The sequence below is a fragment of the Chroococcidiopsis cubana SAG 39.79 genome (assembly GCF_003991895.1).
GTDB classification, from domain to species: domain Bacteria; phylum Cyanobacteriota; class Cyanobacteriia; order Cyanobacteriales; family Chroococcidiopsidaceae; genus Chroococcidiopsis; species Chroococcidiopsis thermalis.
In genome coordinates, this window is the sequence record NZ_RSCK01000031.1 from 3,531 (window position 1) to 28,441 (window position 24,911).

Annotated in this window: 20 protein-coding genes; 12 read left to right on the forward strand and 8 right to left on the reverse strand. The window is 45.6% G+C overall.

The annotated features are described in order from the left end of the window. Positions 1-28 precede the first annotated feature (28 nt). Both DSM107010_RS18410 and DSM107010_RS18415 read right to left on the reverse strand, forming a co-directional pair. Entirely contained in the window at positions 29-2,269 is a 2,241-nt protein-coding gene (locus DSM107010_RS18410) for a hybrid sensor histidine kinase/response regulator (RefSeq protein WP_106167189.1), read from the reverse strand. A gap of 261 nt (positions 2,270-2,530) precedes the next feature. Further along, the gene (locus DSM107010_RS18415) at positions 2,531-4,435 is read right to left on the reverse strand and encodes a PAS domain-containing protein (RefSeq protein WP_106167188.1); all 1,905 of its coding nucleotides are present in this window, start codon (positions 4,433-4,435) and stop codon (positions 2,531-2,533) included. Positions 4,436-4,703: 268 nt separating this feature from the next. On the opposite strand from DSM107010_RS18415, the gene DSM107010_RS18420 reads away from it, so the two are divergent. Next, the gene (locus DSM107010_RS18420; protein WP_106167187.1) at positions 4,704-5,570 is read left to right on the forward strand and encodes a branched-chain amino acid ABC transporter permease; all 867 of its coding nucleotides are present in this window, start codon (positions 4,704-4,706) and stop codon (positions 5,568-5,570) included. Positions 5,571-5,644: 74 nt separating this feature from the next. On the opposite strand, the gene psaX is transcribed toward DSM107010_RS18420, so the two are convergent. Further along, positions 5,645-5,797: a photosystem I protein PsaX gene (gene psaX, locus DSM107010_RS18425; RefSeq protein ID WP_106167186.1), complete on the reverse strand. Its 153-nt coding sequence runs from the start codon at positions 5,795-5,797 to the stop codon at positions 5,645-5,647. Positions 5,798-5,980: 183 nt separating this feature from the next. After that, on the reverse strand, positions 5,981-6,883 hold the full coding sequence (lipA, locus tag DSM107010_RS18430; RefSeq protein ID WP_106167185.1) for a lipoyl synthase: 903 nt from the start codon (positions 6,881-6,883) through the stop codon (positions 5,981-5,983). Positions 6,884-6,904: 21 nt separating this feature from the next. Here lipA and DSM107010_RS38545 point away from each other — a divergent pair, with 21 nt between their 5' ends. The 5 genes from DSM107010_RS38545 (at position 6,905) to murI (ending at position 13,130) form a co-directional block, all read left to right on the forward strand. After that, positions 6,905-7,060, forward strand: coding sequence for a hypothetical protein (locus DSM107010_RS38545; RefSeq protein ID WP_158265965.1), 156 nt, complete (start codon positions 6,905-6,907; stop codon positions 7,058-7,060). Positions 7,061-7,344: 284 nt separating this feature from the next. Further along, positions 7,345-7,902, forward strand: a complete 558-nt coding sequence (locus DSM107010_RS18435; protein ID WP_106167184.1) for a response regulator — start codon at positions 7,345-7,347, stop codon at positions 7,900-7,902. A gap of 206 nt (positions 7,903-8,108) precedes the next feature. Continuing rightward, on the forward strand, positions 8,109-9,503 hold the full coding sequence (locus DSM107010_RS18440; protein WP_373425464.1) for a cation:proton antiporter: 1,395 nt from the start codon (positions 8,109-8,111) through the stop codon (positions 9,501-9,503). A gap of 542 nt (positions 9,504-10,045) precedes the next feature. Further along, complete coding sequence (locus DSM107010_RS18445) at positions 10,046-12,112, forward strand: N-acetylmuramoyl-L-alanine amidase (protein ID WP_106167182.1); 2,067 nt, start codon at positions 10,046-10,048, stop codon at positions 12,110-12,112. 136 nt (positions 12,113-12,248) lie between these two features. Further along, positions 12,249-13,130, forward strand: coding sequence for a glutamate racemase (gene murI, locus DSM107010_RS18450; RefSeq protein ID WP_015152746.1), 882 nt, complete (start codon positions 12,249-12,251; stop codon positions 13,128-13,130). A gap of 540 nt (positions 13,131-13,670) precedes the next feature. Here murI and DSM107010_RS18455 read toward each other — a convergent pair. Then, complete coding sequence (locus DSM107010_RS18455; RefSeq protein WP_106167181.1) at positions 13,671-13,955, reverse strand: hypothetical protein; 285 nt, start codon at positions 13,953-13,955, stop codon at positions 13,671-13,673. Positions 13,956-14,045: 90 nt separating this feature from the next. Between DSM107010_RS18455 and sds the strand changes: the two genes are divergently transcribed. The 5 genes from sds (at position 14,046) to dnaG (ending at position 22,026) form a co-directional block, all read left to right on the forward strand. Further along, on the forward strand, positions 14,046-15,017 hold the full coding sequence (gene sds / locus DSM107010_RS18460; RefSeq protein ID WP_106167180.1) for a solanesyl diphosphate synthase: 972 nt from the start codon (positions 14,046-14,048) through the stop codon (positions 15,015-15,017). Positions 15,018-15,414: 397 nt separating this feature from the next. Further along, positions 15,415-18,024, forward strand: coding sequence for an AAA-type ATPase lid domain-containing protein (locus DSM107010_RS18465; RefSeq protein WP_127023595.1), 2,610 nt, complete (start codon positions 15,415-15,417; stop codon positions 18,022-18,024). A 9-nt stretch (positions 18,025-18,033) separates the two neighbouring features. Continuing rightward, a complete protein-coding gene (locus DSM107010_RS18470) occupies positions 18,034-19,374 on the forward strand; it encodes an ATP-binding protein (RefSeq protein ID WP_106169013.1) in 1,341 nt (446 codons plus the stop codon). 76 nt (positions 19,375-19,450) lie between these two features. After that, positions 19,451-20,068 carry a class I SAM-dependent methyltransferase gene (locus tag DSM107010_RS18475; RefSeq protein WP_106169012.1) on the forward strand — a complete coding sequence of 206 codons (618 nt, stop codon included), beginning with the start codon at positions 19,451-19,453 and terminating at the stop codon, positions 20,066-20,068. Between the two features lie 29 nt (positions 20,069-20,097). Further along, on the forward strand, positions 20,098-22,026 hold the full coding sequence (gene dnaG, locus DSM107010_RS18480; RefSeq protein ID WP_015152739.1) for a DNA primase: 1,929 nt from the start codon (positions 20,098-20,100) through the stop codon (positions 22,024-22,026). A 220-nt stretch (positions 22,027-22,246) separates the two neighbouring features. Here the strand turns inward: dnaG and ahr are convergent, their stop codons facing one another. Continuing rightward, positions 22,247-23,248, reverse strand: a complete 1,002-nt coding sequence (gene ahr / locus DSM107010_RS18485) for an NADPH-dependent aldehyde reductase Ahr (RefSeq protein ID WP_106169011.1) — start codon at positions 23,246-23,248, stop codon at positions 22,247-22,249. A 67-nt stretch (positions 23,249-23,315) separates the two neighbouring features. Continuing rightward, on the reverse strand, positions 23,316-23,825 hold the full coding sequence (locus tag DSM107010_RS18490) for a pentapeptide repeat-containing protein (protein WP_015152737.1): 510 nt from the start codon (positions 23,823-23,825) through the stop codon (positions 23,316-23,318). Between the two features lie 13 nt (positions 23,826-23,838). Here DSM107010_RS18490 and DSM107010_RS18495 point away from each other — a divergent pair, with 13 nt between their 5' ends. Continuing rightward, a complete protein-coding gene (locus DSM107010_RS18495; protein ID WP_127023598.1) occupies positions 23,839-24,420 on the forward strand; it encodes a YraN family protein in 582 nt (193 codons plus the stop codon). A gap of 61 nt (positions 24,421-24,481) precedes the next feature. On the opposite strand, the gene DSM107010_RS18500 is transcribed toward DSM107010_RS18495, so the two are convergent. Beyond that, on the reverse strand, positions 24,482-24,871 hold the full coding sequence (locus DSM107010_RS18500; protein WP_015152735.1) for a hypothetical protein: 390 nt from the start codon (positions 24,869-24,871) through the stop codon (positions 24,482-24,484). Positions 24,872-24,911 lie beyond the last annotated feature (40 nt).

The window sequence follows — 24,911 nt, forward strand, 5'->3', positions numbered from 1 at the left end:
CTAGCCACCAGCCACTAGTCACCAGCCACTACTCCCTGCTCCCTGGCAAATACAAAGTAAAACAACTACCACGCCCCAATTCTGAACGAACGGTAATATCGCCCCCGTGTAGTTGAGCAAGGCGACGCGACAAGGCTAAACCCAGTCCCGTACCTTCATACTTCCGGTTCAAACCACTATCGACTTGGTGAAACGGTTGAAAAATTGCTTCACAATCTTCTAGCGCAATACCAATCCCAGTATCTATGACTGAGAATAAAATGTGTTGAGATGTTTGTTCAATGCGTAACGTAATCGAACCCGTATCTGTAAATTTGAGCGCGTTAGATAATAGATTGACTAGAATTTGATTCAAACGCCGTCGATCGGCAGTACAGGTTATTGCCTCAGAAGCGATCGCCAAATGAAATTCTAATCCCCGCTGCTGACAACGTTCTTGAAAAAGAGATAGACAAGCTTGTGCTATATCTTCAATGGATAAGGTTTCTGGGGTTAATTCTTCTTTTCCTGCTTCAATTTTAGTCAGGTCGAGTAAGTCATTGATCAGGTCTAACAAATGCTTGCCAGAGGTATGAATGCATTCAATATACTGCTTTTGTTTGGCATTTAACGAACCAAAAATTTGTTCCATTAATACGCCAGAAAAGCCTAAAATTCCCGTTAGAGGTGTCCGCAGTTCGTGACTGATATTACTTAAAAATTCGCTCTTAGCTCGATTGGCTGTTTCTGAAACCAATTTTTCTGCTTCTAATTCTTGAGTACGTTGTTGGACTAATTCTTCTAAACGCTCGTAACTTTGTGCGTTATAGAGGGCGATCGCAGCTTGATCGGCAATTTGTTGCAATAAATAAATCTCTTCGTGAGTAAAAGTGCGATAAGTGTTAGTAGTCTGCAAAGATAGACCACCGAAAAGGCGATCGCGAATAAAAATTGGGACGCTCAAAACAGAACGAGTACTTGCTTGTTCTACTTGCATCTGTCTAATTCTCGTAGAAGGCAATTGAGAGTAGTCAGGAGCGTGAAAATAGCGCCGACAGTAAAAATCAGAGTCAGGATCTATCAGATCGATCCATTCTGATTTGGGAAATTGGAGGTTGAGCATTGAGTAAATGCGATCGCTAGCTCGCCACTCTTTCAAAATTTGCACTGAGTCTGTATCGACAGAAAAGATTAACAGTCGATCGACATCAAAACATTCGCCAGTCAGTCTGACAATTTCTTGTAAAATAAAATCTGGATCGAGGATAGAATTGAGTGCTTGACTAATCTGATTGAGAGTTTGCTGGCGGTGTAATTGCTGCTGTACTTGAGAAAATAATTGGACTTGATGAATAGCGATCGCGCACTGATCGCTAATTGCTCTGACTAGAGAAATCTCTTGCTCCGTCCAATCTCGTTCTCGCTCGCATTGGTGCAGGATAATTCCACCCAGAAACGACTGACGATACAACAAAGGGGCGATAATCAAAGCGCGAATGTTACATTCTCCGGCAGCGTCTCTAACTGCCATAGAGACATTCTCATCCATATCGCGAACGATAACCATCTCTCCCCGCAGCAGTTTATCTTTATAAAAAGGGTAAAGAGAGCATTCGTGTCCTAGCAAATGTTCCCGTTCTCTGGTCGCAGCGCTGATATGATAAATTCCCATTTGGGCTTGAGAATTGGGCTGAGAAATTAGGCAACGACTCAAACCTAGAGCTTGGTGTAGCATATCCGCTGTAATTTGCAGCACCTCATCCAATACCAAAGTTTCGCGCATGGCGTGGACGATGTGATTGATAATTGCCTGTTGCTGCGCTTGGAGTTGAGTGCGAGCTGCGGCTTGCTGCTGTTGGCGACGAAGTTCAAATTCTTGCAGCGATCGCTTCAACACTACGGGTAGGCGAAACAACCGCTCTTTCATGACATAATCTGTCATGCCTGCTTTGATGCAATCAACTGCTGCCTCTTCTCCCAGACTGCCAGTCACCAGAATCAGGGGAATCTCATGCCCAGATGCCTGCAAAAGTTGCAACACCTGATATGCCGTAAACTGAGGTAACCGATAATCTGCCAAGATTGCATCGTAAGTTTGAGTTTGCAGCAGGTGCTGGCACTCACTCTGACTTTTGGCGATATCGTAGGTAAAAGCGATCTGGGCGGATTCAAGGGCAAGTATCATCAAATCGACATCTGCCTTTACGTCTTCTACGATTAACAGGTGAAGTTGCGCGGCAATTGAGAATTCTTGCCGCCGCATAACCTGAGAATGCTCTAGAGTCTGCATAATTGGCTGAGCAGAGGGCGAGGACAGGGGTTTACATGGCAATAGCATCCAGTACGAACCAATACGGCGAATGACACCGATTCAGGTTTCAAAATCTAGTGATTTCACTACGTGGCTGCTGATTTCCAGAGCGTAACATGCATTTCAGTTATTGTCTGCTGCTGTGGTAGTCAAGATTACCTAAGACCCGATCTTGAGCGACTCTGCTTGGACGAATAACATCCTAGCTGGCGAAACTTCTACTCCGCTCTACAATTATCTTCAGGAAAGTCTAAATTTCATCAAAAAAGTAGCACCTTGTTGGGGTATGCTCTCAGCCCAAATTTTGCCACCGTGACGGTGAATAATGCGCTGGACGATCGCTAATCCAATACCCGTACCTTTAAACTCTTTTTGGGAGTGCAACCGCTGAAAGGCTCCAAACATTTGCTCGGCATATTCCATCTGGAAGCCTACCCCATTATCTTTAACAAAAATTGTGGTGTTATCTCCTAGTAGTGTGCCAATTTCTATTCTGGCTGGTTGGCGATCGCCACTAAATTTCACCGCATTGTCAATTAGGTTGGCAAAAACTTGTCGTAATAAGACTGGATCGCCGTCGATTGTGGGCAAGTCACCAACGATAAATTCGATCTGACGGTCTGTGGGAGTTTGACTTTTGATTAAGGCGATCGCCGCCTCAACCAATTCTCGCACGCTTACAGAAACCTGCGCCAAAGGTTGCCGTCCGGCTCTAGACAAAGCCAATAAACCATCAATCAACTGCGTCATTCTGATGCTGCTATCTTGAATAGTCTGGATGTAACTCGCAACTTTGGGATCGGCGATCGCCTCAGTAGACTCCAAACGCTGCGCCAAAGCATTGGCAAATCCGTGAATGTGGCGGAGTGGTGCGCGTAAGTCATGAGAAACGGAATACGCAAAAGCATCTAATTCCGCGTTCGCTAACTCCAATTGAACCGTGCGTTCCCGCACTCGTTGTTCCAGAGTTTCATTCCACTGCTTAATTTTGACTTCTGCTTGCTTGCGTTGAGTAATATCCTCGACTAGTCCCACAATTCGATAAACTTCTCCGGCGCGATCGTGAATTGGAAAGGCGCGAGAAAGTACCCAACGCACCGAACCATCGGGGCGGACGATCCGAAATTCATGATTAAACTCCTCTAACAGCTTCGTCCCCAGGGGCTTTTGCTCCAAAACGGCAATTAACGCGGCACTATCTTCAGGATGGATTCCCGCCAGGAAAGACGATGGCTGAGCGTACAAACTTTCACAAGTCCGCCCCCACATTTGTTCGTAAGCTGGATTGACATAGAGAATCTGCGTGAGTCCAGGGGTAGACATCCACAAGACTTCGCGTAAATTTTCCGCAATTTGACGAAACTGTGCTTCGCTCTGCCGCAGTTGTTCTTCTACCCGTTGGCGTTCGGTCAGATCCAGACTGCCACCAAAAATTCGCAACGGATGCCCTCGCTCGTCCCTGACGATCAGCCCGCGTTCCCAAACATGAATATACTGACCGTAGCGATCGCGCAGGCGATATTCTGCCTCAAAATCATCACTATTACCAGCCAACGCCGAGGACAAAACAGCATAGGCTGGCGGAAAATCATCGGGATGAATGCGCTCGTGCCACCATGCAGCATCATTTGGAGCTTCCTCTGGTTCGTAACCTAAGACCTTGAGCAATCCTGGAGTTCTTTCGACTGCTTGAGTTTGCAAATCCCACTCATAAATCGTGGCATTAATCGCTGCCGCTCCCATGTGGAAGCGATCGTTTGCTCGGCGTAACTCTGCTTCTACATGGCGCAATTGGTTAAATTGTCGTTCTAGAGAATCTGCTAGTTCGTTAAAAGATTGTGCTAATTGTCTAATTTCTAATGGAGCATAACGTAATTTTGAAATGCAAACTCGAAAATTACCTTGCTCAGCCAATTGACGACTTGCTTGATTCAGAAGGCGCAACCAACGCCCCAGCACAACTTCAATTCCCACCCAGACGATCGCCATTGCAACCGTTGCGGCTAGCGTCAGTACCGTACACTCAAACTGAGGAACGCGAGCGGCATTGTGAATGAAAAAGAACAGATATAACGGTAAAACAGCAAGGACAACTAGAAATACTAGGTGTATATGGAGAGTGTTAAAAGATTTAGACCCGAGCATTCACAAAAGTTGAATTTAAAAACATGAAATGAATGCACTTTACAAGAGGCAAGAGGCAAGAGGCAAGTCGTAGGAGCGGGTTTAGCAAAAGAATTGACAGTTGAGGCAATAAATCTTGACTCAAAACCCGCCCGTACAGCAGTTGCAATGCACAATTAATTAATCTCTCGCCACCAGCCACCAGCCACCAGCCACTTTGTTGCTTTTGTACAGGTTTTACCCATAACATCTCTACACTGATAACTGATAACCGATCACCGAACCCTGTATGGACGCACAACTGGCTCAATTATTTGTTAATGGGGTAGCTGTAGGTAGCATTATTGCTTTAGCTGCGGTAGGACTGACGCTGACTTATGGCATTCTACGGCTGGCTAACTTTGCCCACGGCGATTTTATGACTTTGGGCGCTTATTTAACTTTGCTAGCCAATACGAGCGGCATTAATATTTGGCTCTCCATGTTACTCGGAGCAATTGGCACTGTAGCAGCAATGCTGATATCTGAAAAGCTGATCTGGTCAAATATGCGATCGCGGCGTGCCACTTCCACCACGCTCATTATTATTTCGATTGGACTCGCTTTATTTCTCCGTAATGGAATTATTTTAATCTGGGGTGGTAGTAACAAAAGTTACGATATTCCTACCAGTCCAGCCAGAGAAATTTTAGGAATCAGAATTCCCCAAAATCAACTTATAGTAATGCTTTTAGCAGTTATCGTTATTTTGGCGCTGCACTACTTATTACAAAATACGAAGATTGGCAAGGCGATGCGTGCTGTTGCTGACAACCTCGACTTGGCGCGTGTGTCTGGGATTGATGTCGATCGCGTCGTACTTTGGACGTGGGCGATCGCTGGCAGCCTCACGGCTTTAGGTGGTAGCATGTACGGCTTGATTACAGCCGTCAGACCGAATATGGGCTGGTTTTTAATTTTGCCGATGTTTGCTGCCACAATTTTAGGTGGAATCGGCAACCCGTACGGCGCGATCGCTGCTGCTTTGGTGATTGGCGTTACCCAAGAACTCAGCACTCCTTTCCTTGGTTCTCAATACAAACAAGGTGTAGGTCTGTTCATTATGATTCTGGTACTGTTGATACGCCCGAAAGGATTATTCAAAGGTACGATTTGATTCGGCTAGGAAGTCAGTGACCGGCGACCGGCGATCGCTAGTCACTAGCCACCAACTGACTAGCCGCCAGACAACTATGGATTGATAACGTGGAAGTAAATAGCAGCTACCAGAATGTTACCTGCTAGCAGGATCAAGCTAACTATCGTCCGAAAAGGAAACGGAGCGTTAGCATTAGATTTAGCAACATCTTGACCGACAGTTGGTTTAGTTGCTTGAGCAGCCATAAGCTTTTCTCCTCAAAATAAGGGCATCTACAGAAATACCAAACAGCGGTACCCCTTGCCTACTTCCGTTAAAAATATTTTTGTGAAACGAGTAACTAGTGCCTGGTGACTCGTGACTAGACAAAAGCGTTGACCCACTAGCCACTAGCCACCAGCCACTTTTAACTGATAACTGGTCACTGGTCACTGTTCCCCCGCATGGTAGGAGCTACGCACCAAGGGTGCGGAACGGACGTGGCTAAACCCTAGATCGCGAGCGATCGCGCCTAATTCCTCGAATTCTTCGGGAGTCCAGTATTTTTGGACGGGTAGGTGTTCTAAGGAGGGGCGCATGTACTGCCCAATTGTCAAGCGATCGCAGCGGATTGCTCTAAGATCTGCCATCGTTTCAACAACTTCTTCTACTGTCTCCCCATGCCCCAACATTAACCCAGATTTTGTCGGAATACTCGGGTCGATTTCTTTAACTGCTTGCAGGACTTGCAACGAGCGATCGTATTTAGCTCCTCTTCTGACTCGTCCTTGCAGCCTTTTGACAGTCTCAATGTTGTGGTTGTAGCAAGCGGGTTTTGCCCCTACAACCATAGCAATTCTTTCCCTTTGTCCTACGTCTCCCGCGCCTGTACCACCCCAAAAATCAGCAGTTAATACTTCAATTTGCGTTTGAGGACTGCGATCGCGAATTGCTGTCATGGTAGCAACAAACCAACTTGCTCCTTGGTCAGCTAAATCGTCCCGCGCTACAGAAGTCAAGACAACGTAGTGCAATCCTAGTGACTGCACAGCCTCTGCGACCTTCTGCGGTTCTTCTGGATCGAGTGGCATGGGTGCGTGACCTTTATCCACTTGACAAAAAGCACAAGACCTAGTGCAAGTTGGACCCATCAGTAAAAAAGTGGCTGTCTTTTGGGCGTAGCATTCGCCTCGGTTCGGGCAGCGTCCCTCCTCGCAAATCGTGTGAATCTGTCGCTGCTTAATAATTTTTTGAACTGTAGATAATTCGCTTGCCTTACCAATCGGTCGGCGCAGCCATGACGGTAAAGCCTCAATTTCCGACTTGAACTCAGAACGAGAAGATAGAGTCATATATTCAGTGACCAGTGACCAGTGACCAGTGACCAACTTCCATTATTAACTACTAATCACCAATTCCCCATTACCGACTACCAATTACCAATTACCCTTTTGATAGACAATTTGCCGACCGAAAATTTACCGAACTATATCTATTTAAGGAAAATTTTGCGATCGCGCAATCAGTAAAAATTCCCTTGGAGACAAAACGCGAACAGCGTTAGGTTTAGTTCGTAGTTTTGTTGTGCAAGGTTAGCTAGAAAAGTAAGTTACTGGTGTATCCCAGGTGACTTTTACTCTCACTTACGTGTTTCAATTGAGCGAGTTCGAGATGTTGGCGATCGAGAATTTAAATTTACAGTTAACTAATATCTGCCGCACTCACTTTCTAGACTGCATAACCAGATATTCCCGCCTTTAAATCGTATTTTTCTATCTTATTCCCCTTAAAATTCATTGCCGAGGAGTCAGTTGTGGCAAGTAACAAAATCGTAGTTATCGATGACAGTCGCGTAATTCGGATGCGCGTCAAAGAAATGTTGCCACCTGGCAACTTTGATGTTTTAGAAGCAAAAGATGGTTTGGAAGGACTCAACTTAATTCGTCAAGAACGACCGAACCTGATTATGCTTGATTTTTTGTTACCTAAACTCAGCGGCTGGGAGGTGTATCAGCAAATCCAACAAAATGCCGAACTCCAAAAAATTCCTTTAGTCTTAATGTCGGGGCGCAAAGAAGAAGTTGTCGAGAAAATTCCAGAGCCATTCGAGTATTTTGAATTTATCCCTAAACCATTCGAGCAAAAAGATTTAATTGGTGCAATTAAAGCGGCAATGGTGAAGTCAAAACTGCCGCGCCAAGGAGGAGCAACAGCACCAGTAGCGCCACAAGTGGCTGCAACAGCAACTGGAACCAGCACATCATCATCCGATCTGCAAGCTTTGAATGGAAAAATTGCTGCTATGCAGGCAGATATAGAACGGTTAAAACAGCAAATGGCGCAAGTCATGGCTGTGCTGGCTAGAAAATAACCTATAAGTTAGGTTTGAGCAGTTAGCTTTGACGACTGCTGAAGAAAACATACCTGGTAGCGATCGCTGCCAGGTATGTTTTTTGGTCATTAGCCATTGGTTGTTATTCTCTCCTCTGCTCTCTGCTCCCTGTTAACTGTTAACTGACAACTGATAACTGACTCCCCAAAACTAGTAAATTGAAAAGGATGATTTTTGGACAGCTAATGGAGTTAGATGGTTTTAGCTGGGTAAGTAATTTTACTCTGTGGGGATCTACGCCTTTACTGCTAACTGCGCCAGAAGCAGAGGCAAATAGTGCTTTGGTGCTAGCAGGAGTGCTGCTAAGTTTGGTCGTCATTTACTTTGCTAGCAAAGTGGGTGGAGAAATCTCTAACCGCTTTGGTTTACCTCCAGTTTTAGGCGAACTGGTGGGTGGTGTCATTGTCGGAGTTTCTGCCTTACATCTATTGGTGTTTCCAGAAGGTGGGGCTGATGCTACGAGTTCTCTGATTATGAATTTCCTTCAAACCACCGCAGGGCTAGCGCCGGAGGAAGTTGCCCCCACCTTTGCCGCTCAAAGCGAAGTGATTTCAGTTTTGGCTGAGTTGGGTGTGGTGATCCTGCTGTTTGAAATTGGGCTGGAATCAAATTTAAAAGAATTAATGGCAGTCGGTATCCAAGCGGCTGTGGTGGCTTGTGTAGGGGTAGCCGTGCCGTTTGGTGCAGGTACGGCAGGGTTGATGATATGGTTTGGTGTACCTGCCGTGCCTGCGATTTTTGCTGGTGCTGCCTTGACTGCAACGAGTATTGGTATTACTTCCAAAGTCTTGTCGGAACTGGGAACTCTCAACTCAAGAGAAGGTCAAATTATCTTAGGAGCCGCCGTAATTGATGATGTACTAGGTATCATCGTGCTGGCAGTGGTGGCAAGCTTGGCGAAAACTGGCGAAGTGGACGTGGGTAATGTCATTTATCTGATTATTAGTGCCACTGGTTTTTTGTTAGGGGCAATTCTACTTGGCAATGTTTTCAACAAAACCTTTGTTACAGTTGTCGATCGCCTCAAGACGCGCGGTGAATTAGTCATCCCAGCTTTTATCTTTGCTTTTGTCATGTCATACTTAGCTGCGGCAATCCATCTAGAGGCGATTTTAGGAGCATTTGCCGCTGGTTTAGTGCTAGACGAAACTGACAAGCGCAAAGAACTTCAGAAACAAGTCGTACCGATCGCGGATATGCTCGTTCCCATCTTTTTTGTCACTGTAGGGGCAAAAACCGACTTGGGAGTTCTCAACCCCGCCGTTCCCAGTAACCGCGAGGGGTTGATTATTGCTATCTTTCTGATTGCTGTGGCAATCGTCGGTAAAGTTGTCACGGGTGCTGCCGTCTTCGGACAACCTGGCATCAATCGTTTAGCGATCGGGGTAGGCATGATTCCTAGAGGCGAGGTAGGACTAGTATTTGCTGGTGTTGGTTCTGCAAGCGGCGTTCTTTCTAAACCACTAGAAGCTGCCATTATCATGATGGTGATTCTTACCACATTTTTAGCACCCCCCCTCTTGCGTTTCGTCTTTCCCCCCACCACTGCTGTAGGAGGTGAACCAGAAACTCCCGTGTAGTAAGACAAGGAGGACAGGAGGACAAGGAAGAAATTCAATTCCACAAGCCAAAATCATAAATTTCCCTCACTCCTCACTCCTCGCTCCTCACTCCTGAAATTTGTAAATTTTGATGTACTTTTATCGTTCTGTTACGGGCAAACTGCGATCGCAGCCGCAAGATGCGGTACTAAATTAAAAAACGCGATCGGATAAGGAGGGTCAAGAAACTATTAGCATTTGAAAAATTATGCATTACACTACTGAAATCTTCTGCTACTCAGTTAAATTTTTCTGAAAATCAATGGCTCAATTGAGATAAATTAATCGATCGCTTGTTGGTGTGAGCGGACTGCAATGGGAATACTTATATGAAGCGCGAATCGTCAAATTTGATGAGAAGCATTTCACATTATGTTTAAATCTAGTTTCAACCATTATTGGAGGACTCAGGTATACTCATGGTCGGCATTGGCTCGACACTGCGGGATCGGATGGAGTGAAACAGCGCCAACAGAGGAGACGTTGACAGCTGGGATGCATGCGCATAAGGAGAAAGCACCGTGAAATTATACTGGCTTTTACCCAGTACTTTAGGCATTTTTCTAATCTCGTCTCCTACTGAGGCGGCGAGTCTGAAATCGTGGCATTTTAATGCCAAACAAAATCGACTGGAAATCAAAACAGAAGGCAAAGTTCAACCCAGAGCAAAGCTGGTATTTAACCCCACGCGCCTGGTGATTGACTTGCCGGGAACAGCTCTGAAGCGAACGACAGTCAAACAGAAAGCGGGTGGAGCGTTTCGCGCTCTCCGAATTGGACAGGTTGACCAAAAAACGACGCGGATTGCGCTCGAACTCAGTCCAGAGTATAGTCTCGACCCTAACCAGGTAAAGGTTCGCGGTGCTTCTCCCAGTCATTGGTTGGTGCAATTGCCGCAGCCAGAAAAAATTGCTAGCTCGTCTCCCGCTCCTGCACCGCAGTCGTCAGATGAGTCTGCGTCCTCAGAATCTCCGCAGCCACCTGTAGAGCCACCAGCTGCGACTACGCCTCCAGAATCTCCACAGCCACCTGTGGAGCAGCCAGCTGCGACTACTGCACCTTTGACGGCTGCCCCTTCATCACCACCAACGGAGCTACCAGCTGCGGCTACTGCACCTTTGACGATCGCAGCGCCAAGACCATTAGAAGCAGCACCTTTATCCAATCCTAGTCCTGCTGTCTCTCCACCCAGGCAGTATTTACGGCGCACCAGCCGCACTACTGCGCCAGCCACGCCTACTCCATCTGTCAACGGCTTGCAAGTACAAGGCGTTCGTGCTACGGGTGATGGCTTTTTTATCCGTACTGTTGGCACTGGCAAGCTCGACGTTAATGTCGATCGCAACTCTGATGGGGATAAAATTTATGTCGATCTTAAGGGCGCGAGTTTAGCACCTAATTTCTCGCCACCAAGAGCATTTAGCCGTTTTGGGGTGAAAAAGATTTCCCTCAGTCAAGCTCAGTCCGAGCAGCCTATAGTCCGCCTGACGATGGAAGTCGATCGCGATAGCCCTAACTGGCGGGCAATGGTGAGTCGATTTGGCGGTCAGTTGGGCAATCAATTCGGTGGAGTCGTTTTACTTCCGAGTCGAAATCGGTATACGGATCGCGCTAGTACAGAGCGACGCAACAGAACGACAGAATTAGCCACAATTGAATCGGTGGACTTGCGGGGCGATCGCCTCTACGTCAAAGGCGATCGAACTTTAGTCTATGCCAGTGGTTGGGATCGGTCGTCTGCTGCCTACAGCATTACTATTACCAATGCCCAATTAGCTAGAACGGTACAGGGACCAACTTTAGATACCAATAGCCCAGTTTTAAGGGTGCGCTTGCGGCAGACCGATCCGCGCACGGTTACGATCCTAGTCCAGCCAGCGGCGGGAATACGAGTGGGAGAGGTCGAGCAACCCAGCCCAGAGTTTCTCTCGCTAGATTTGAAGCGCTCGTCGATGGTTCTAGTCCCGCCATCCTCTCCAGCGACTAATCCTTCAATTTCCGTTCCGCCGCCAGTACCCGCAGCACCACCTCGAGCCCGCGATCGCAATGGGAAAACAATTGTGGTCATCGACCCAGGACACGGCGGTAAAGACCCAGGAGCCGTTCAGGGAGGAGTGCATGAAAAAGATATTGTTCTGCCAATAAGCAATCGAGTTGCTCAGATATTGGAACAAAACGGCGTTCATGTCGTGCTGACGCGGGATAGCGACTATTTTGTAGGGCTACAAGGACGGGTAGATATCGCCGAACGGGTCAATGCTGACTTGTTCGTCAGTATCCACGCTAATTCCTTGCCTACGCGCCCAGATATCAGCGGTTTGGAGACTTATTATTTTGATAGCGGCTACAATCTAGCCGTGACAGTTCACAATGCTATGTTGCGAAATGTTCCAAATCTTCGCGATCGCCGCGTGAGAAAGGCTAGATTTTACGTCCTACGCAAGAGTTCTATGCCAGCTGTTTTGGTAGAAACTGGATTCATGACAGGGAAACATGACGCACCGCGTTTGAAAACGGCTGCTTATCAAAATCAACTGGCAGAAGCGATTGCTCAGGGTGTTCTTCAGTACATTAAACAACAACGTTGACACTACGGTAATGTCAGTGTTAATTATCAACTTGACGGATGGGTTTGCGTTGCTGGTTGCCGCTTTTGCTAATACCAGTTAACAAACTTGCCCATAGGTTCTGTGCTAAGCATAATTAACGGGTTAAGCTCGAACTGTGTTTTATTCCTATCTTTCTATCAATAATCCTTCCGATTTTCCCAGTCGAGAACCCCAACAATCGCCAATTGGCGTATTTGATAGTGGTGTGGGTGGTCTTACTGTTTTAACTCAGCTGTATCGGCAGCTACCAAACGAATCTATTTTATACTTTGGCGATACGGCTCGCCTACCCTACGGCACGCGATCGCCAGCCGAGATCGTACAATTTACTCGCGAAATCCTCTGCTGGATGCAACAGCAGCAGGTAAAAATGGTCGTGATGGCTTGTCACACGGGTTCCGCTCTAGCTTTAGAGACGGTGCGGTGGGAATTTCCGTTTCCCATTTTGGGTGTGATTTTACCTGGAGCAAAGGCGGCGGTAAAACAAGGTAAACGCATCGGTGTAATTGCAACTCCAGCAACTGCTGCTAGCAACGCTTTTCCACAGGCAATTCAAGAAATTGATAGTACTGCTAAAGTCTGGCAAGTCGGTTGTCCCGAATTCGTGCCTCTGATCGAAGATAATCGGATCAACGAGCCATACACTAAAGAGGTAGCACGGCGCTATCTGGCTCCCTTAATTCAGCAGCAAATCGATACTCTGATCTACGGCTGTACCCACTATCCTCATTTATCACCCGTGCTGCGATCGCTTTTACCTAACAGCATCAAGCTGGTCGATCCGGCAATTCACGTTGTCAAAGCCGTAGCTTGCGAACTCGATTTACTAGGACTGCGAAATAATTTACCACCGATGCCAACTCGCTTTTGTGTCAGCGGTTGCCCCCAGCAGTTTATTCAGTCCTCCGTCCGATGGCTGGGTTATGCTCCTGTGGTGGAAAAAGTTAATTTAGAAACAGTCCTTACTCCCAGTTATCCCCTAGAACTTTTGGACTAGAGACGTTTGTAGAGACGTTATATGTAACGTCTCTACACGGTCACTGGTCGCTGGTCGCTGATAGTTGACCCAACCCTTCCTCTTTAGGAGTAGAGATGTCCCGAGTCTCGGGATTTTTTACCTGCCTTTGCGCTAACAGTAGTAAAAGGTAAACAGTCAATAAATAACCAGTTGCCAAGCAAGGAATAATCATGGGTACGTTGCCGTAAGTCATTGTGCCGCCAGCGAGTCAAGAAAGAGAAATAATGTTTAGAAAATAAGACAGCGCAAAGCATCGACCAAAAGCAGCTTTTGGCAGTTTCCACGTCGCAATAAGTTTTTACCAGTCAGTCAAACGAATGCCTCGCCAGCTGCTGGTTTCCTCACTGTTTTCCGCACACCACTAACTTAATTTCCGAGATTATCTCTCTATTCAAAACCTTTAAGCGCTAGCAGGTCTACCAAACAAAATTAACTGACTGGCACTTAAAAGTTTCGGAACGATGCCGAGGTTCTGGGTTGCGTTTGGGTATGCTCACCTAATCGACTCAGCCGATCTCGTTACCTCTTGGCAACTTGCTCGACTGTGTTGAATTTGTGAATTGATTTAAATGCTTCAGTATCTAGGCTAACACATGAATCTAGACTTTTAGTCACTAATGTTGCCTCTAAATTTAAAATCAACGGTCGGATAGATAAATCTTGGGTAAATTTACTGAACTTGGGAAGGATGACTTTGACAAAGCGAAGTTTTTCTAAGTCTTTTTGCTGAATTGTAGCTAAGGCTACGACAATTTTTTGCAGGAAATGCATTAGGGCGATCGCGACGATTGCGAAAAATTCCATTTACCAAAACTTCCCCCTTGCCGAGGCTTAGCTTAAAATGAGTACAGAATATGTAAAATTTCGTAAAAAACTATTAGAGTCAGCTCCTTCATGACATCAGCGACTTCCCTATTTTCTCCAGTTGAAGCAGACCTGCGTATACTGTCAGAGAACCTAATAGAACTAGTAGGAACTCGTCATCCCATCCTCTCCGCCGCAGCAGAGTACTTGTTTGGAGCTGGAGGAAAGCGGGTGCGACCAGCAATTGTTTTGCTGATGTCGCGGGCGACGATGCTAGATGAGGATATTACTCTCCGTCACCGCCGACTTGCGGAAATTACGGAGATGATCCATACGGCAAGTCTAGTACACGACGACGTAGTAGATGAAGCTCCAATGCGGCGCGGCGTTCCTACCGTCCATAGCTTGTTTGACAACCGGATTGCCATTTTAGCAGGCGACTTTTTATTCGCTCAGGCTTCGTGGCATTTAGCCAACTTAGACAATCTGGAAGTGGTCAAACTGCTTTCGGAAGTGATTATGAACTTCGCCACAGGTGAGATTCAGCAGGGAATGACTCGATTCGATACCGCAATGACGATTGAAGCTTACTTAGATAAAAGCTATTACAAAACAGCTTCTTTGATTGCTAATAGCTCTAAGGCTGCGGGTATACTCAGTGGCGGCTCAAAAGAAATTGTCGATCGCATGTATGGCTACGGTCGTCACTTAGGTTTAGCATTCCAAGTCGTGGACGATATTTTAGACTTTACAGGCTCGACAGAAGTGTTGGGTAAGCCAGCCGGATCGGATCTCAAAAGCGGTAATTTAACCGCACCCGCTTTGTACGCTCTGGCAGAAAAGCCTTATCTTGAAGTCTTAGTCGAACGGCGATTCGAGCAAGAAGGGGATCTAGATGAAGCTTTGGCATTAATCAAAGATAGTCAAGGCATTCAAAAAGCCAGAGAGTTAGCCTCTTACCATGCTAACCAAGCAGTAGAGTGCATCGGTTATCTTCCAGCTTCGGAATCTCGACAAGCCTTGATTAATATGAGCGATTACGTGTTGAATCGATTGTATTAAATGGGGAGTAGAGAGTTGTAGAGACGCTACATGTAAGATCTCTACAACTCTTCCTTAGTCCCTCTGCTAGCGGCTACGGCTGAAGAAAATAGCGGCGATAATGATGAAGCCTAAAAGCGTCAAAGGAACCCAGAGATTGGGGAGATCTGAGCTGCTCATGTTAGAAGATTTACAAATAGCTGATAGTGGTTTGGGCAGTTGGGAACATTCTCTATGAAAATAGATAACGCCGATTGGGGTAGCAGGGAAAGACAACGGCAGGAATAAAAGAATTTCAAAACATACAATTCATCGTATCCTTGAGGCATAAGGGCTGTCGAGCTAGTAGGTCTGTGTAGAGCCACGGAACGTCTCGACTCGTCACAATAAATGAAGTATTGCAAAACAGGGGGATACGATGTCTCCAGATTTACTCATCTGGCTGCAAGAGCGAACGGCGCTATCGGTGCTATCGTCAGAGGTATTAAATGCGATCGCCCAAGTTGCTGTAGAACGAGTCATCCCCGCTAACGAGCGTTTAGTCGTAGAAGAAACCGACCCAGAAGCGCTTTATATTCTGCAACAAGGTCGCTTGGAGAGTAAACACGCTAATTCGACTAGTTCCGTATGGGCGACTAGTTTGCTTCCTGGGTCAGTCATTAATCTCCAAGAGTTAATCTTAGAACAGCCAGTGCAAAGAACGGTGACTGCCTTGACAGAATGTCACTTATGGGCAGTGGCAACGGCAGAATTTCAGCAGATTGTCGGACAATACCCCGAAATCTTTCAAACGATTTCGCGCCAGCTAGCGCAAGAATTAAGCCAATTAACTTCAGCACTATCATACGAACAAGAACGAGCGATCGCCCTGCGCCCGTATTTGGTTACTAAAGTCAAGCGCGGTATCATCGGTACGAGTCGTTATGCGGTGCGGCTGCGTCAAGAAATTAGAGAAGCAGCTAATAATCAAAAATCAATTCTCATTTTTGGCGAACCAGGATTAGAAAAAGATAATATCGCTACCCTAATTCATTTCAGTTCTCCTCAACGCCGTCAGCCGATTATTAAGGTTAACTGCAATTTATTGCAAACCAGCGGTGCAGATCTTTTCGGTCGTGTTGGTGGAAAGCCAGGGTTGCTGGAGTGGTTGGGTGAAGGAACGCTGGTTTTGAATAATACTCAAGAGTTGCCCGTGGAATTAGTGCCGAAAATCGCGCAATTGCTGCAAACTGGTACTTATCAACCTATCAGCCGTTCTGAAGATGCACCAGAGGTGACTCGTACAAGTAAAGCGCGGATTTTAGCAATTGCAGAACGAACTCAACCCGCGATCGCGCGTTGTATTGGACAAACAATTAAAGTACCGCCACTACGGGTACGAAAAGCCGACATTAAAGCTCTAGTAGAATATTACATCAGTTTGTACACTCGCAGCGAGGGATTAGCCAAATCGAAAATTGCCCCCGAAGCCTTGCGTCGCCTGCAATCTTATGATTTTCCTGGCAACTTGAAAGAGTTACAAAGTTTAGTCGAACGGGCGCTCGTGCAGTCGGGAGAAGAAACTGAGTTAACGGAAGAAATTTTTTGGTCGGCACAAACGAAGAAAAAACAATTTCGCGTCAACGTATTAAATATTTACCCTAGTTTACGGCGATTTCTGCGCAGTTCTTGGTATCCCGACCGGATTAACTATGGCTTTACCTTGTGGTTTTTTGCCTTCATTGTCATTATCTTATTTGTTGGTCCTCAACAGCGAGATCGAAATTTCGCCTTAAATATGTTTTGGGCTTGGTGGTGGCCCCTCGTATTGTTGGGTTTTCCGTTTGTGGGTAGGTTATGGTGTGCGGTGTGTCCGTTTATGATTTACGGCGAAGTCACGCAAAAGTTATCTCAATGGTTGTTTCCAGGGCGAAAGCTGAAACAGTGGCATCGAGAACCAGCAGAAAAGTGGGGTGGATGGTTTTTATTCGGTTTATTTACCTTGATTTTTCTGTGGGAAGAACTGTGGAATTTGGAAAATACGGCTTATCTTTCTAGCTGTTTATTACTATTAATTACAGCTGGAGCGATGATTTTCTCAGCAATTTTTGAACGGCGATTTTGGTGTCGCTATTTGTGTCCAATTGGCGGGATGAATGGGTTATTTGCTAAGTTATCGATGACAGAATTGAGAGCGCAGCAAGGAACTTGTTCGGCAGAATGTACGACGTATCAATGTTACAAGGGTGGTCCTCAAAAGGGTGAGGGCATGGAAACCAATGGTTGTCCTTTGTATTCCCATCCGGCGCAGTTGGAAGATAATCGAGATTGCGTATTGTGCATGACTTGTTTAAAAGCTTGTCCGCATCGTTCGGTTGAGTTTAATTTACGTCCGCCAGGGATTGAGTTGTGGACAACTCACATCCCTCATAGTTACGAAGTCGCATTGTTATTATTGCTATTGGGTGGAATTTTCTTACATCGCTTACCAGAAATCCAAACTAGTTTGGGTTTAAGAATTGATTTAACACAATTTTTTCCTCATTTAGGTTTATCTTTGTTGGTTTTGTTGGTTCCGACTGGGTTTGTTTTTGTGGTTTATGGTTTGATGCGATCGCTTTTTTGGATGAGGAGTTATGTTGCGCAAAGTCGCATTAGCCGCAGGCGAAGCGAAGCGTTAGGCGCGAAGGATACAAAGGATTTTTCGCGTTTTAAGCCTAAGCCGTTTGTGGAGTTGGTATATGGGTATTTACCGTTGATTTTAGGGGGAAGTTTGGCGCACTATCTGCGTTTGGGTTTAGGGGAGGCAGGACGAATTTTACCCGTGACTTTTGCGACTTTTGGTTTGAGTGGGGCGGGATTACCTGTGGTGGTGGCGCATCCAGCCGTGATTGCATTTTTACAGGGAACAACGCTGATTTTTTCTGTATTACTGACAGTGGTATTGACTCAGAAAATTGCGCGTCAACCGTTTCGGCTGTTGCTACCGCAGCATCTAGGGGCTGTAATTATTGCTGCTAGTATTTGGGCGATTGTTGTGGGGAGATAGCGCCGAAACATGGATACTCAAACGAACTCATCTTTTGAATTTTTACAACTCCAAGCAGCTTCTTTACTAATATATCAATCTGTTTTAACAGATGAGGTAGGACAGGCTTTTCTTAATTTACTACGTTCTTTACGCCAAATCGATTTGTTACAGTCATTGCGACACAGCGAGGTAGATGAATTAGGATGCGTTCGCGCTTATGGAAATTATTTTAAGGCGATCGCTTCTCAAAACCAATCCTGGCAAGGTTATTTAATTAGCCGAATTCTTATAGATGAGAATCCGTTTTCACGGCAAGTTCAAAATACCAATTTGGCGGATTTACCACCTTCTCTCATCGCCGCCGTGCAGCAAGATTTACAAGCTTTACAAAGCCTCTATCAATGTAGTGGAATTCAATTAAGTCAGTGGGTACAAGCCGCAGCTAAATTAAATTTACCTCCGGTAGCTTGGAGTGAAATAACTACAAAAACAACTACAGAAAAAGCTAGCGATCGCACGATATACGACAAATTATCACAACTCGACAACTGGGCAGATATCTTACCAGATTTAGCCGCATACTATCGCCAACATGGTACGGGTATCTTTGCTAAATATCAAGCTTTACGCTGGCAGTCAGGACAACTTATCGGTATTCCCTATGCCGATCCAGTGCAGTTACAGCAGTTGGTAGGATACGAGTATCAACGAGATACTTTGAAAAAAAATACAGAATTCTTGCTAGCAGGTTATCCCGCCCTACATGTTTTACTTTACGGTAGTCGCGGTTCGGGAAAATCTTCTTTGGTAAAGGGATTGTTACATGAATATGGCGATCGCAACTTACGTTTAATTGAAGTTGCTAAATCAGATTTGGTTGCTTTACCTACAATTGTCGAGCAACTGCGGGGCGTGCCGCAAAAGTTTATTATATTTGTTGACGACCTCTCATTTGAAGAAGATGACGATGCTTTTAAAGCTTTGAAGGTTGTTTTGGAGGGGAATATAACTGCCCGTCCTCAGAATGTTGTCGTCTATGCGACTTCTAACCGCCGTCATTTGGTCAGAGAAATGTTTGGCGATCGCCCCCGTCCGAGTCAAAATGAAGAAGTCGGAGTGTGGGACACGGTACAAGAGAAACTGTCATTTAGCGATCGCTTTGGTTTGACTTTAACTTTTGAGCCAGCAAATCAGGGCACTTATTTACATATTGTCCGACATTTAGCAGCACTAGCCGAGCTAAATATTTCCCAGACAGATTTAGATTATCGTGCTTTACAATGGGCAACTCGTCACAACGGACGTTCTGGACGCACGGCTAGGCAATTTATAGACTTTTTACAAGCTGATTTGAATTTAGGCAGTTAAGAGTAAATTTTTAATAAGTTTATTTTCGCTAAAATACAAGAACTAAAGCTGTTATAAGTTCGTCTAGGAGGAATCAATGGGATTTTATTCACAAAGAATCCTACCTTACCTGCTTGACTGGTCGCTATCCGATCCGACTATGGCTCAATACCGACGCGAAGTTTTAGCAAATGTGACAGGAGAAGTTTTAGAAATTGGGTTTGGAACAGGATTAAATCTTTCTTACTATCCAGAAAGCATTGATAAATTGGTAGCAATTGATGCTAATCCTGGCGTTCATAATCTTGCTCGAAAGCGTATCCAAAAATCTCATATTACTGTAGACAATCGCGTGTTGAATGGCGAAAACTTGCCAATGGCAGATAATACGTTTGATAGCGTTGTCAGTACTTGGACGTTGTGTAGTATCACCAAAGTCGAACAAGCACTGCAAGAAATCTATCGAGTATTAAAACCAGGAGGAAAATTCTTTTTTGTAGAACACGGACTGAGTAATGAACCTCAAGTTCAAGTCTGGCAAAACCGTTTGAATCCAATTCAAAAAGTTATTGGTGATGGCTGTCACTTAAATCGTAATATTAGACAACTGATAGAAAAGCGATTTGATACGGTGACACTGAAAGAATTTTATGCAGAGAAAACACCCAAGTTTGTAGGTTATTTATATCAAGGTGTTGCTACTAAAGCTGTTTAGATGATAACTGAAAACTGACAACTAACAATATGCAAATTCCTCGCCTGCATCCCGATACAGTCGAACAAGTGAAACAACGAGCTGATGTTGTTGATATCGTCTCGGAACACGTTGTTCTGCGCAAGCGGGGGAAAGATTTTGTCGGTTTATGCCCGTTTCATGATGAGAAAACCCCTAGTTTTAGTGTCAGCCCAGGTAAGCAAATGTATTATTGCTTCGGTTGCGGGGCTGGAGGGAATGCAATTACATTTTTGATGGAATTGGGCAAGACTTCTTTCAGTGAGGTGGTACTGGATTTAGCGCGACGCTATTCCGTTCCCGTCCAAACTTTAGAACCCGAACAAAGACAAGAATTACAGCGTCAGATTTCGCTGCGAGAGCAATTATATGAAGTGATGGCTGTCGCTACACAATTTTATCATCATGCTTTGCAGCAACATCAAGGGCAGTTAGCTTTAGATTATTTGCAACAAAAACGACAGTTTAACTCAGAAACAATTCAGCAATTTAAGTTAGGATACGCGCCTGCGGGATGGGAAACTCTATACAGTTATTTGATAGAACAAAAACGATATCCCGTGCAAATAGTAGAACAGGCGGGATTGATCCGGCGGCGACAGTCAGGAGACGGGTATTACGATTATTTTCGCGATCGCATTATTATTCCGATCTGCGATCCGCAAGGACGATTTATCGGTTTTGGGGGCAGAAGTTTAGGCGACGAACAACCGAAATATCTTAATTCTCCTGAGACGGATATTTTTAATAAGGGTAGAACTTTATTTTGTTTAGACAAAGCTAAAAACGAGATCGCCAAACAAGATCGGGTGGTAGTAGTAGAAGGCTATTTCGATGCGATCGCCCTTCACGCTGCCGGAATTACTCACTCTGTCGCCTCGTTGGGAACAGCTTTGAGTATCGAACAAGTCCGAGCTTGTTTGCGTTATAGCGAATCAAAACAACTTATTCTTAATTTTGATGCCGATGCGGCAGGAACGCAAGCTACAGAAAGAGCAATAGGAGCGATCGCTAATCTTGCCTATCAAGGCGAAGTCAATTTACGAATTCTCAACTTACCAAATGGCAAAGATGCAGATGAATATCTCCACACTCATAGTCCAGAACATTACCGCGAACTTTTACAAAACGCCCCGCTATGGCTCGATTGGCAGATCCAACAACTAGTAGCAAACCGAGATTTAAAGCAAGCACCGGAAGCACAACAAGTCACGGTAAGTATGGTGAAGTTGTTACAGCAAATAAGCGACAGCAATCAACGCCAGCATTACATTCATCATTGTGCCGAAATTTTAAGTACAGGTGATGCCAGACTCGTACCGTTGTGGATTGAAAATTTATTAGATCGAGTTGCGCCAAATAGTTATCGCAAACCAGCACCACCGAGAAAACAGCAGCAAGCTAGCAATTCTAACTTACCTGTAGCAGGCGATCGCGCTTTACTGGAACAGGCAGAGGCAATTTTGTTGCGAATTTACCTACACCATCCCGAATACCGTCAAATCGTCACGGAAGCCCTACAGGAACGAGATTTAAAATTCGATCTACCCCACCACACTTTTCTCTGGCAGCAGATTTTGGCAAATGTAGAGACATCACACGTAACATCTGCCCAATCATCAGATTTAATTTCGCGGCTACAAGTAGAGTGTATGGAGTATGAAGGTGAAACAAAGGCGATCGCGCGTCTATTTCACTTAGATGAAAAGACACAGATTGAACTATCGCGCTTTGCCCAGGTGATTCAAGCCGCTACAGCTTGTATGGAACGGGTGCAGTGCGAAAAACGCTACCGTCAATTTCTTCAATTGTGGGAACAAACCGACGAAGTAACTGCACCAGAACAATCTCAGTTATATTTTGAGTCGTTACGGCAAGCCCAGCAACGGCTGTTGGAATTGGACAAACAGCGACAGTTTACGCTGGCAGATTTGATCTAGGTGGGTGATGCCCACCCTACATTTAACTGATGGTAATTCAGGTAAGGGCGCACAGATGTGCGCCCCTACAGAACGTGTGGTATCAGTTGTCAGATCCGTTTGAATAACCACGTTCTCGCGAGGGCAGGTTTATGAATACCCTCATTAAGAATTAAATATTGTTGGTAAACCCGCCCCTACAACCAATTTTTGACTTTCGACTTTTGACTTTTGACTTTGCTTAATGTTTCAACACGATCCGATATCGTGCCTTGCCACTACGTAGGTGTTCCAATGCCTCGTTCACTTGGTCAAAACTGAAGGTTTCAATTATGGGTTCGATCTGATGGCGGGTGGCGAAGTCAAGCATTTGGGTGACAGTAGCCGGACTACCCAAGGGACTGCCGGAGATCGATCGCTGAGCCATAATTAAGGGAAAAATTTCCGTAGAAATAGGGTTAGGAACCACACCTACAAAATGCAATCGTCCTTTAGGACGCAAACAGGCAATGTATGTACTCCAGTCTAGATCGGCATTCACAGTAGAAAGAATCAAGTCAAAAGAGCCTTCTACCGATTTAAGTGCATTTGGATCGCGGGAGTTGATGAAGTGGTTAGCACCCATTTCCCTTGCTTCTGGTTCCTTATCGGCGCTGCTGGAAAAGGCACTGACATCGCAGCCCCAAGCATGAAGAAATCTCAATGCCATGTGTCCCAAGCCGCCAATACCAATGACTCCAACGCGATCGGTAGGCTTAACATCAAATTGGACGATTGGGTTAAAAACCGTAATTCCGCCACAAAATAAGGGTCCGGCTGACACTGGCTGCATGGCATCGGGTAGGGGAGCAACCCAAGCTTCATGGGCGCGCACCTTGTCAGCAAAACCACCATAGCGACCGACAATTGTACCTTCTGCGGTGGCACAAAGGTTGTGATTGCCAGACATACACCACTCGCAAGTCATGCACGATCGCGAATACCATCCCAATCCGACCCGCTGTCCGACTTGGAGTTTTTTTACGGCACTGCCAACATCCGCAATCTTGCCTACAACTTCGTGTCCTGGGACAAAGGGATATTGTGTCATGCCCCAGTCATTATGGAGCATACTCAAGTCGCTATGGCAAATCCCGCAGTATTCTACGTCAATCTCTACATCTTCGCTACCGAGCGGTTTTGGATCGTACTCGAAAGGCTTGAGTTCTCCACCTTTTTCTAAAGCTGCGTAGGCACGAATCATCTATTAGTCCTCGTGAAATGACACGACAAGCTTCATCGTAAAAGATTGCGATAAAGATTGCGATCGCTTACGGACAGAATAAAGTATCGCGGGTAGCGCGTCCTGTAGTTGGGTTAACACCTTTAGCAACTTGACACAATTTATCTTGCACGTCGCGGCGCATCAACACATCCGTGAAATCGGCTCCGTCGATGACTGCACCGTCAAATTTGGTATTTGCCGCAAATGCGCCTTCTAAAATAGCATCCTTTAAATTGGCTCTAGTTAATCGTGCCGAGTCTAGAGTGGCGCTTGCCAAATTCGCCCCCTCAAAATTTGCCGAATCTAAATTAGCAGCAAACAAACTAACTCCTTCTAAATTAGAGTGACTGAAGTTACTACTACGCAAATTGGCGTGGCTGAAGCTAGAGTCCGTCAAGTCCCGCCCAGAGAAATCTGTCTCAATCAAACTTTCTTTGTTGTAATCCAGCGCTACAGCAGGGGGAACAATAGCAAGAAGTACTGAAAATGCGATCGCACCCCACAGTACAACAGCGAATATAGATTTCCAAATTCGATTTCCTAGCCCAGAATTCATAATCTTTCAGCTCATGGCAAACCATTCTGCCTTTCATTATCCCGACATTGGCGTACTTGGAGAAGATCTCGTCGCTCGGTGGCTGCAATCTTCCGGTTGGGAAATCCTGCACCGTCGTTGGCGCTGTCCTTGGGGAGAGTTGGATTTGGTTGCGAAGTTGGATGTACGTGAGAGGGACAAGGGGGACAAGGAGGACAAGGGAGACAAGGGGGACACGATCGCGCACCACCCATTCCCGACTCCCAACTCCCGACTCCCGACTCCCCTCTTAGCCTTTATTGAAGTCAAAACCCGCAAGCAAAATAACTGGGATGCAGGTGGTTTGTTGGCGATTACACCGCAAAAACAATTACGGCTTTGGCAAGCTGCGGAGTACTTTTTGAGTGTCTCTCCAAATTTAGCTACCTACCAATGCCGCTTTGATGTGGCGCTAGTCCAACATCGTAAATTATCGTTGGCTCGATTGAGACAGGCATCGCCTACACTTGACATTTCCCCTGACTTATCGTCTCTGTCAGTGCAGTTAGGACAAGCAGTTATAGTCGCTGGTTATCAACTCGTGCTACAAGAATACTTATCCGCTGCTTTTGATTGATGCGATCGCCCTATCTCAATTTCAGGCTTCAATTTCAGCCTGCAATTCTGTTGCTGCCGATTTAAGCCAAAGTTTCGGGACAATAACCCAATCCCTTGACAAATTGTTGCCGAAATGTTTCTATTTCTTCCCGTTCTGGGTTGCCGTGAGAGACAATTGCGACTTGATAGCGACGCATCACGTCTACCGGAGATTGTCCGGCTTCCAAACTCCATAACGCCATTCTGACGCGGATCGGTGCTTCGTAGGGAATTCCCAGTTCATTTAAAAAAGCGCGGAAATCACCATCTTGTTGAGAGTTGAGAGGAGATTTCATTTTCACCTTCACAACCCAGCCATCAATTTGATGAATTACGGTAATGAAACTCAAGGGCATCTGGGGTCTGCCATGCAAATGTTCAACGATCCTCAATGTGAGGCTGGCGTTGGCAAGATAGTAAAGGTATTCCATATCCTTGCTGGGGAAACAAGCTATTCCTACATTTATATTT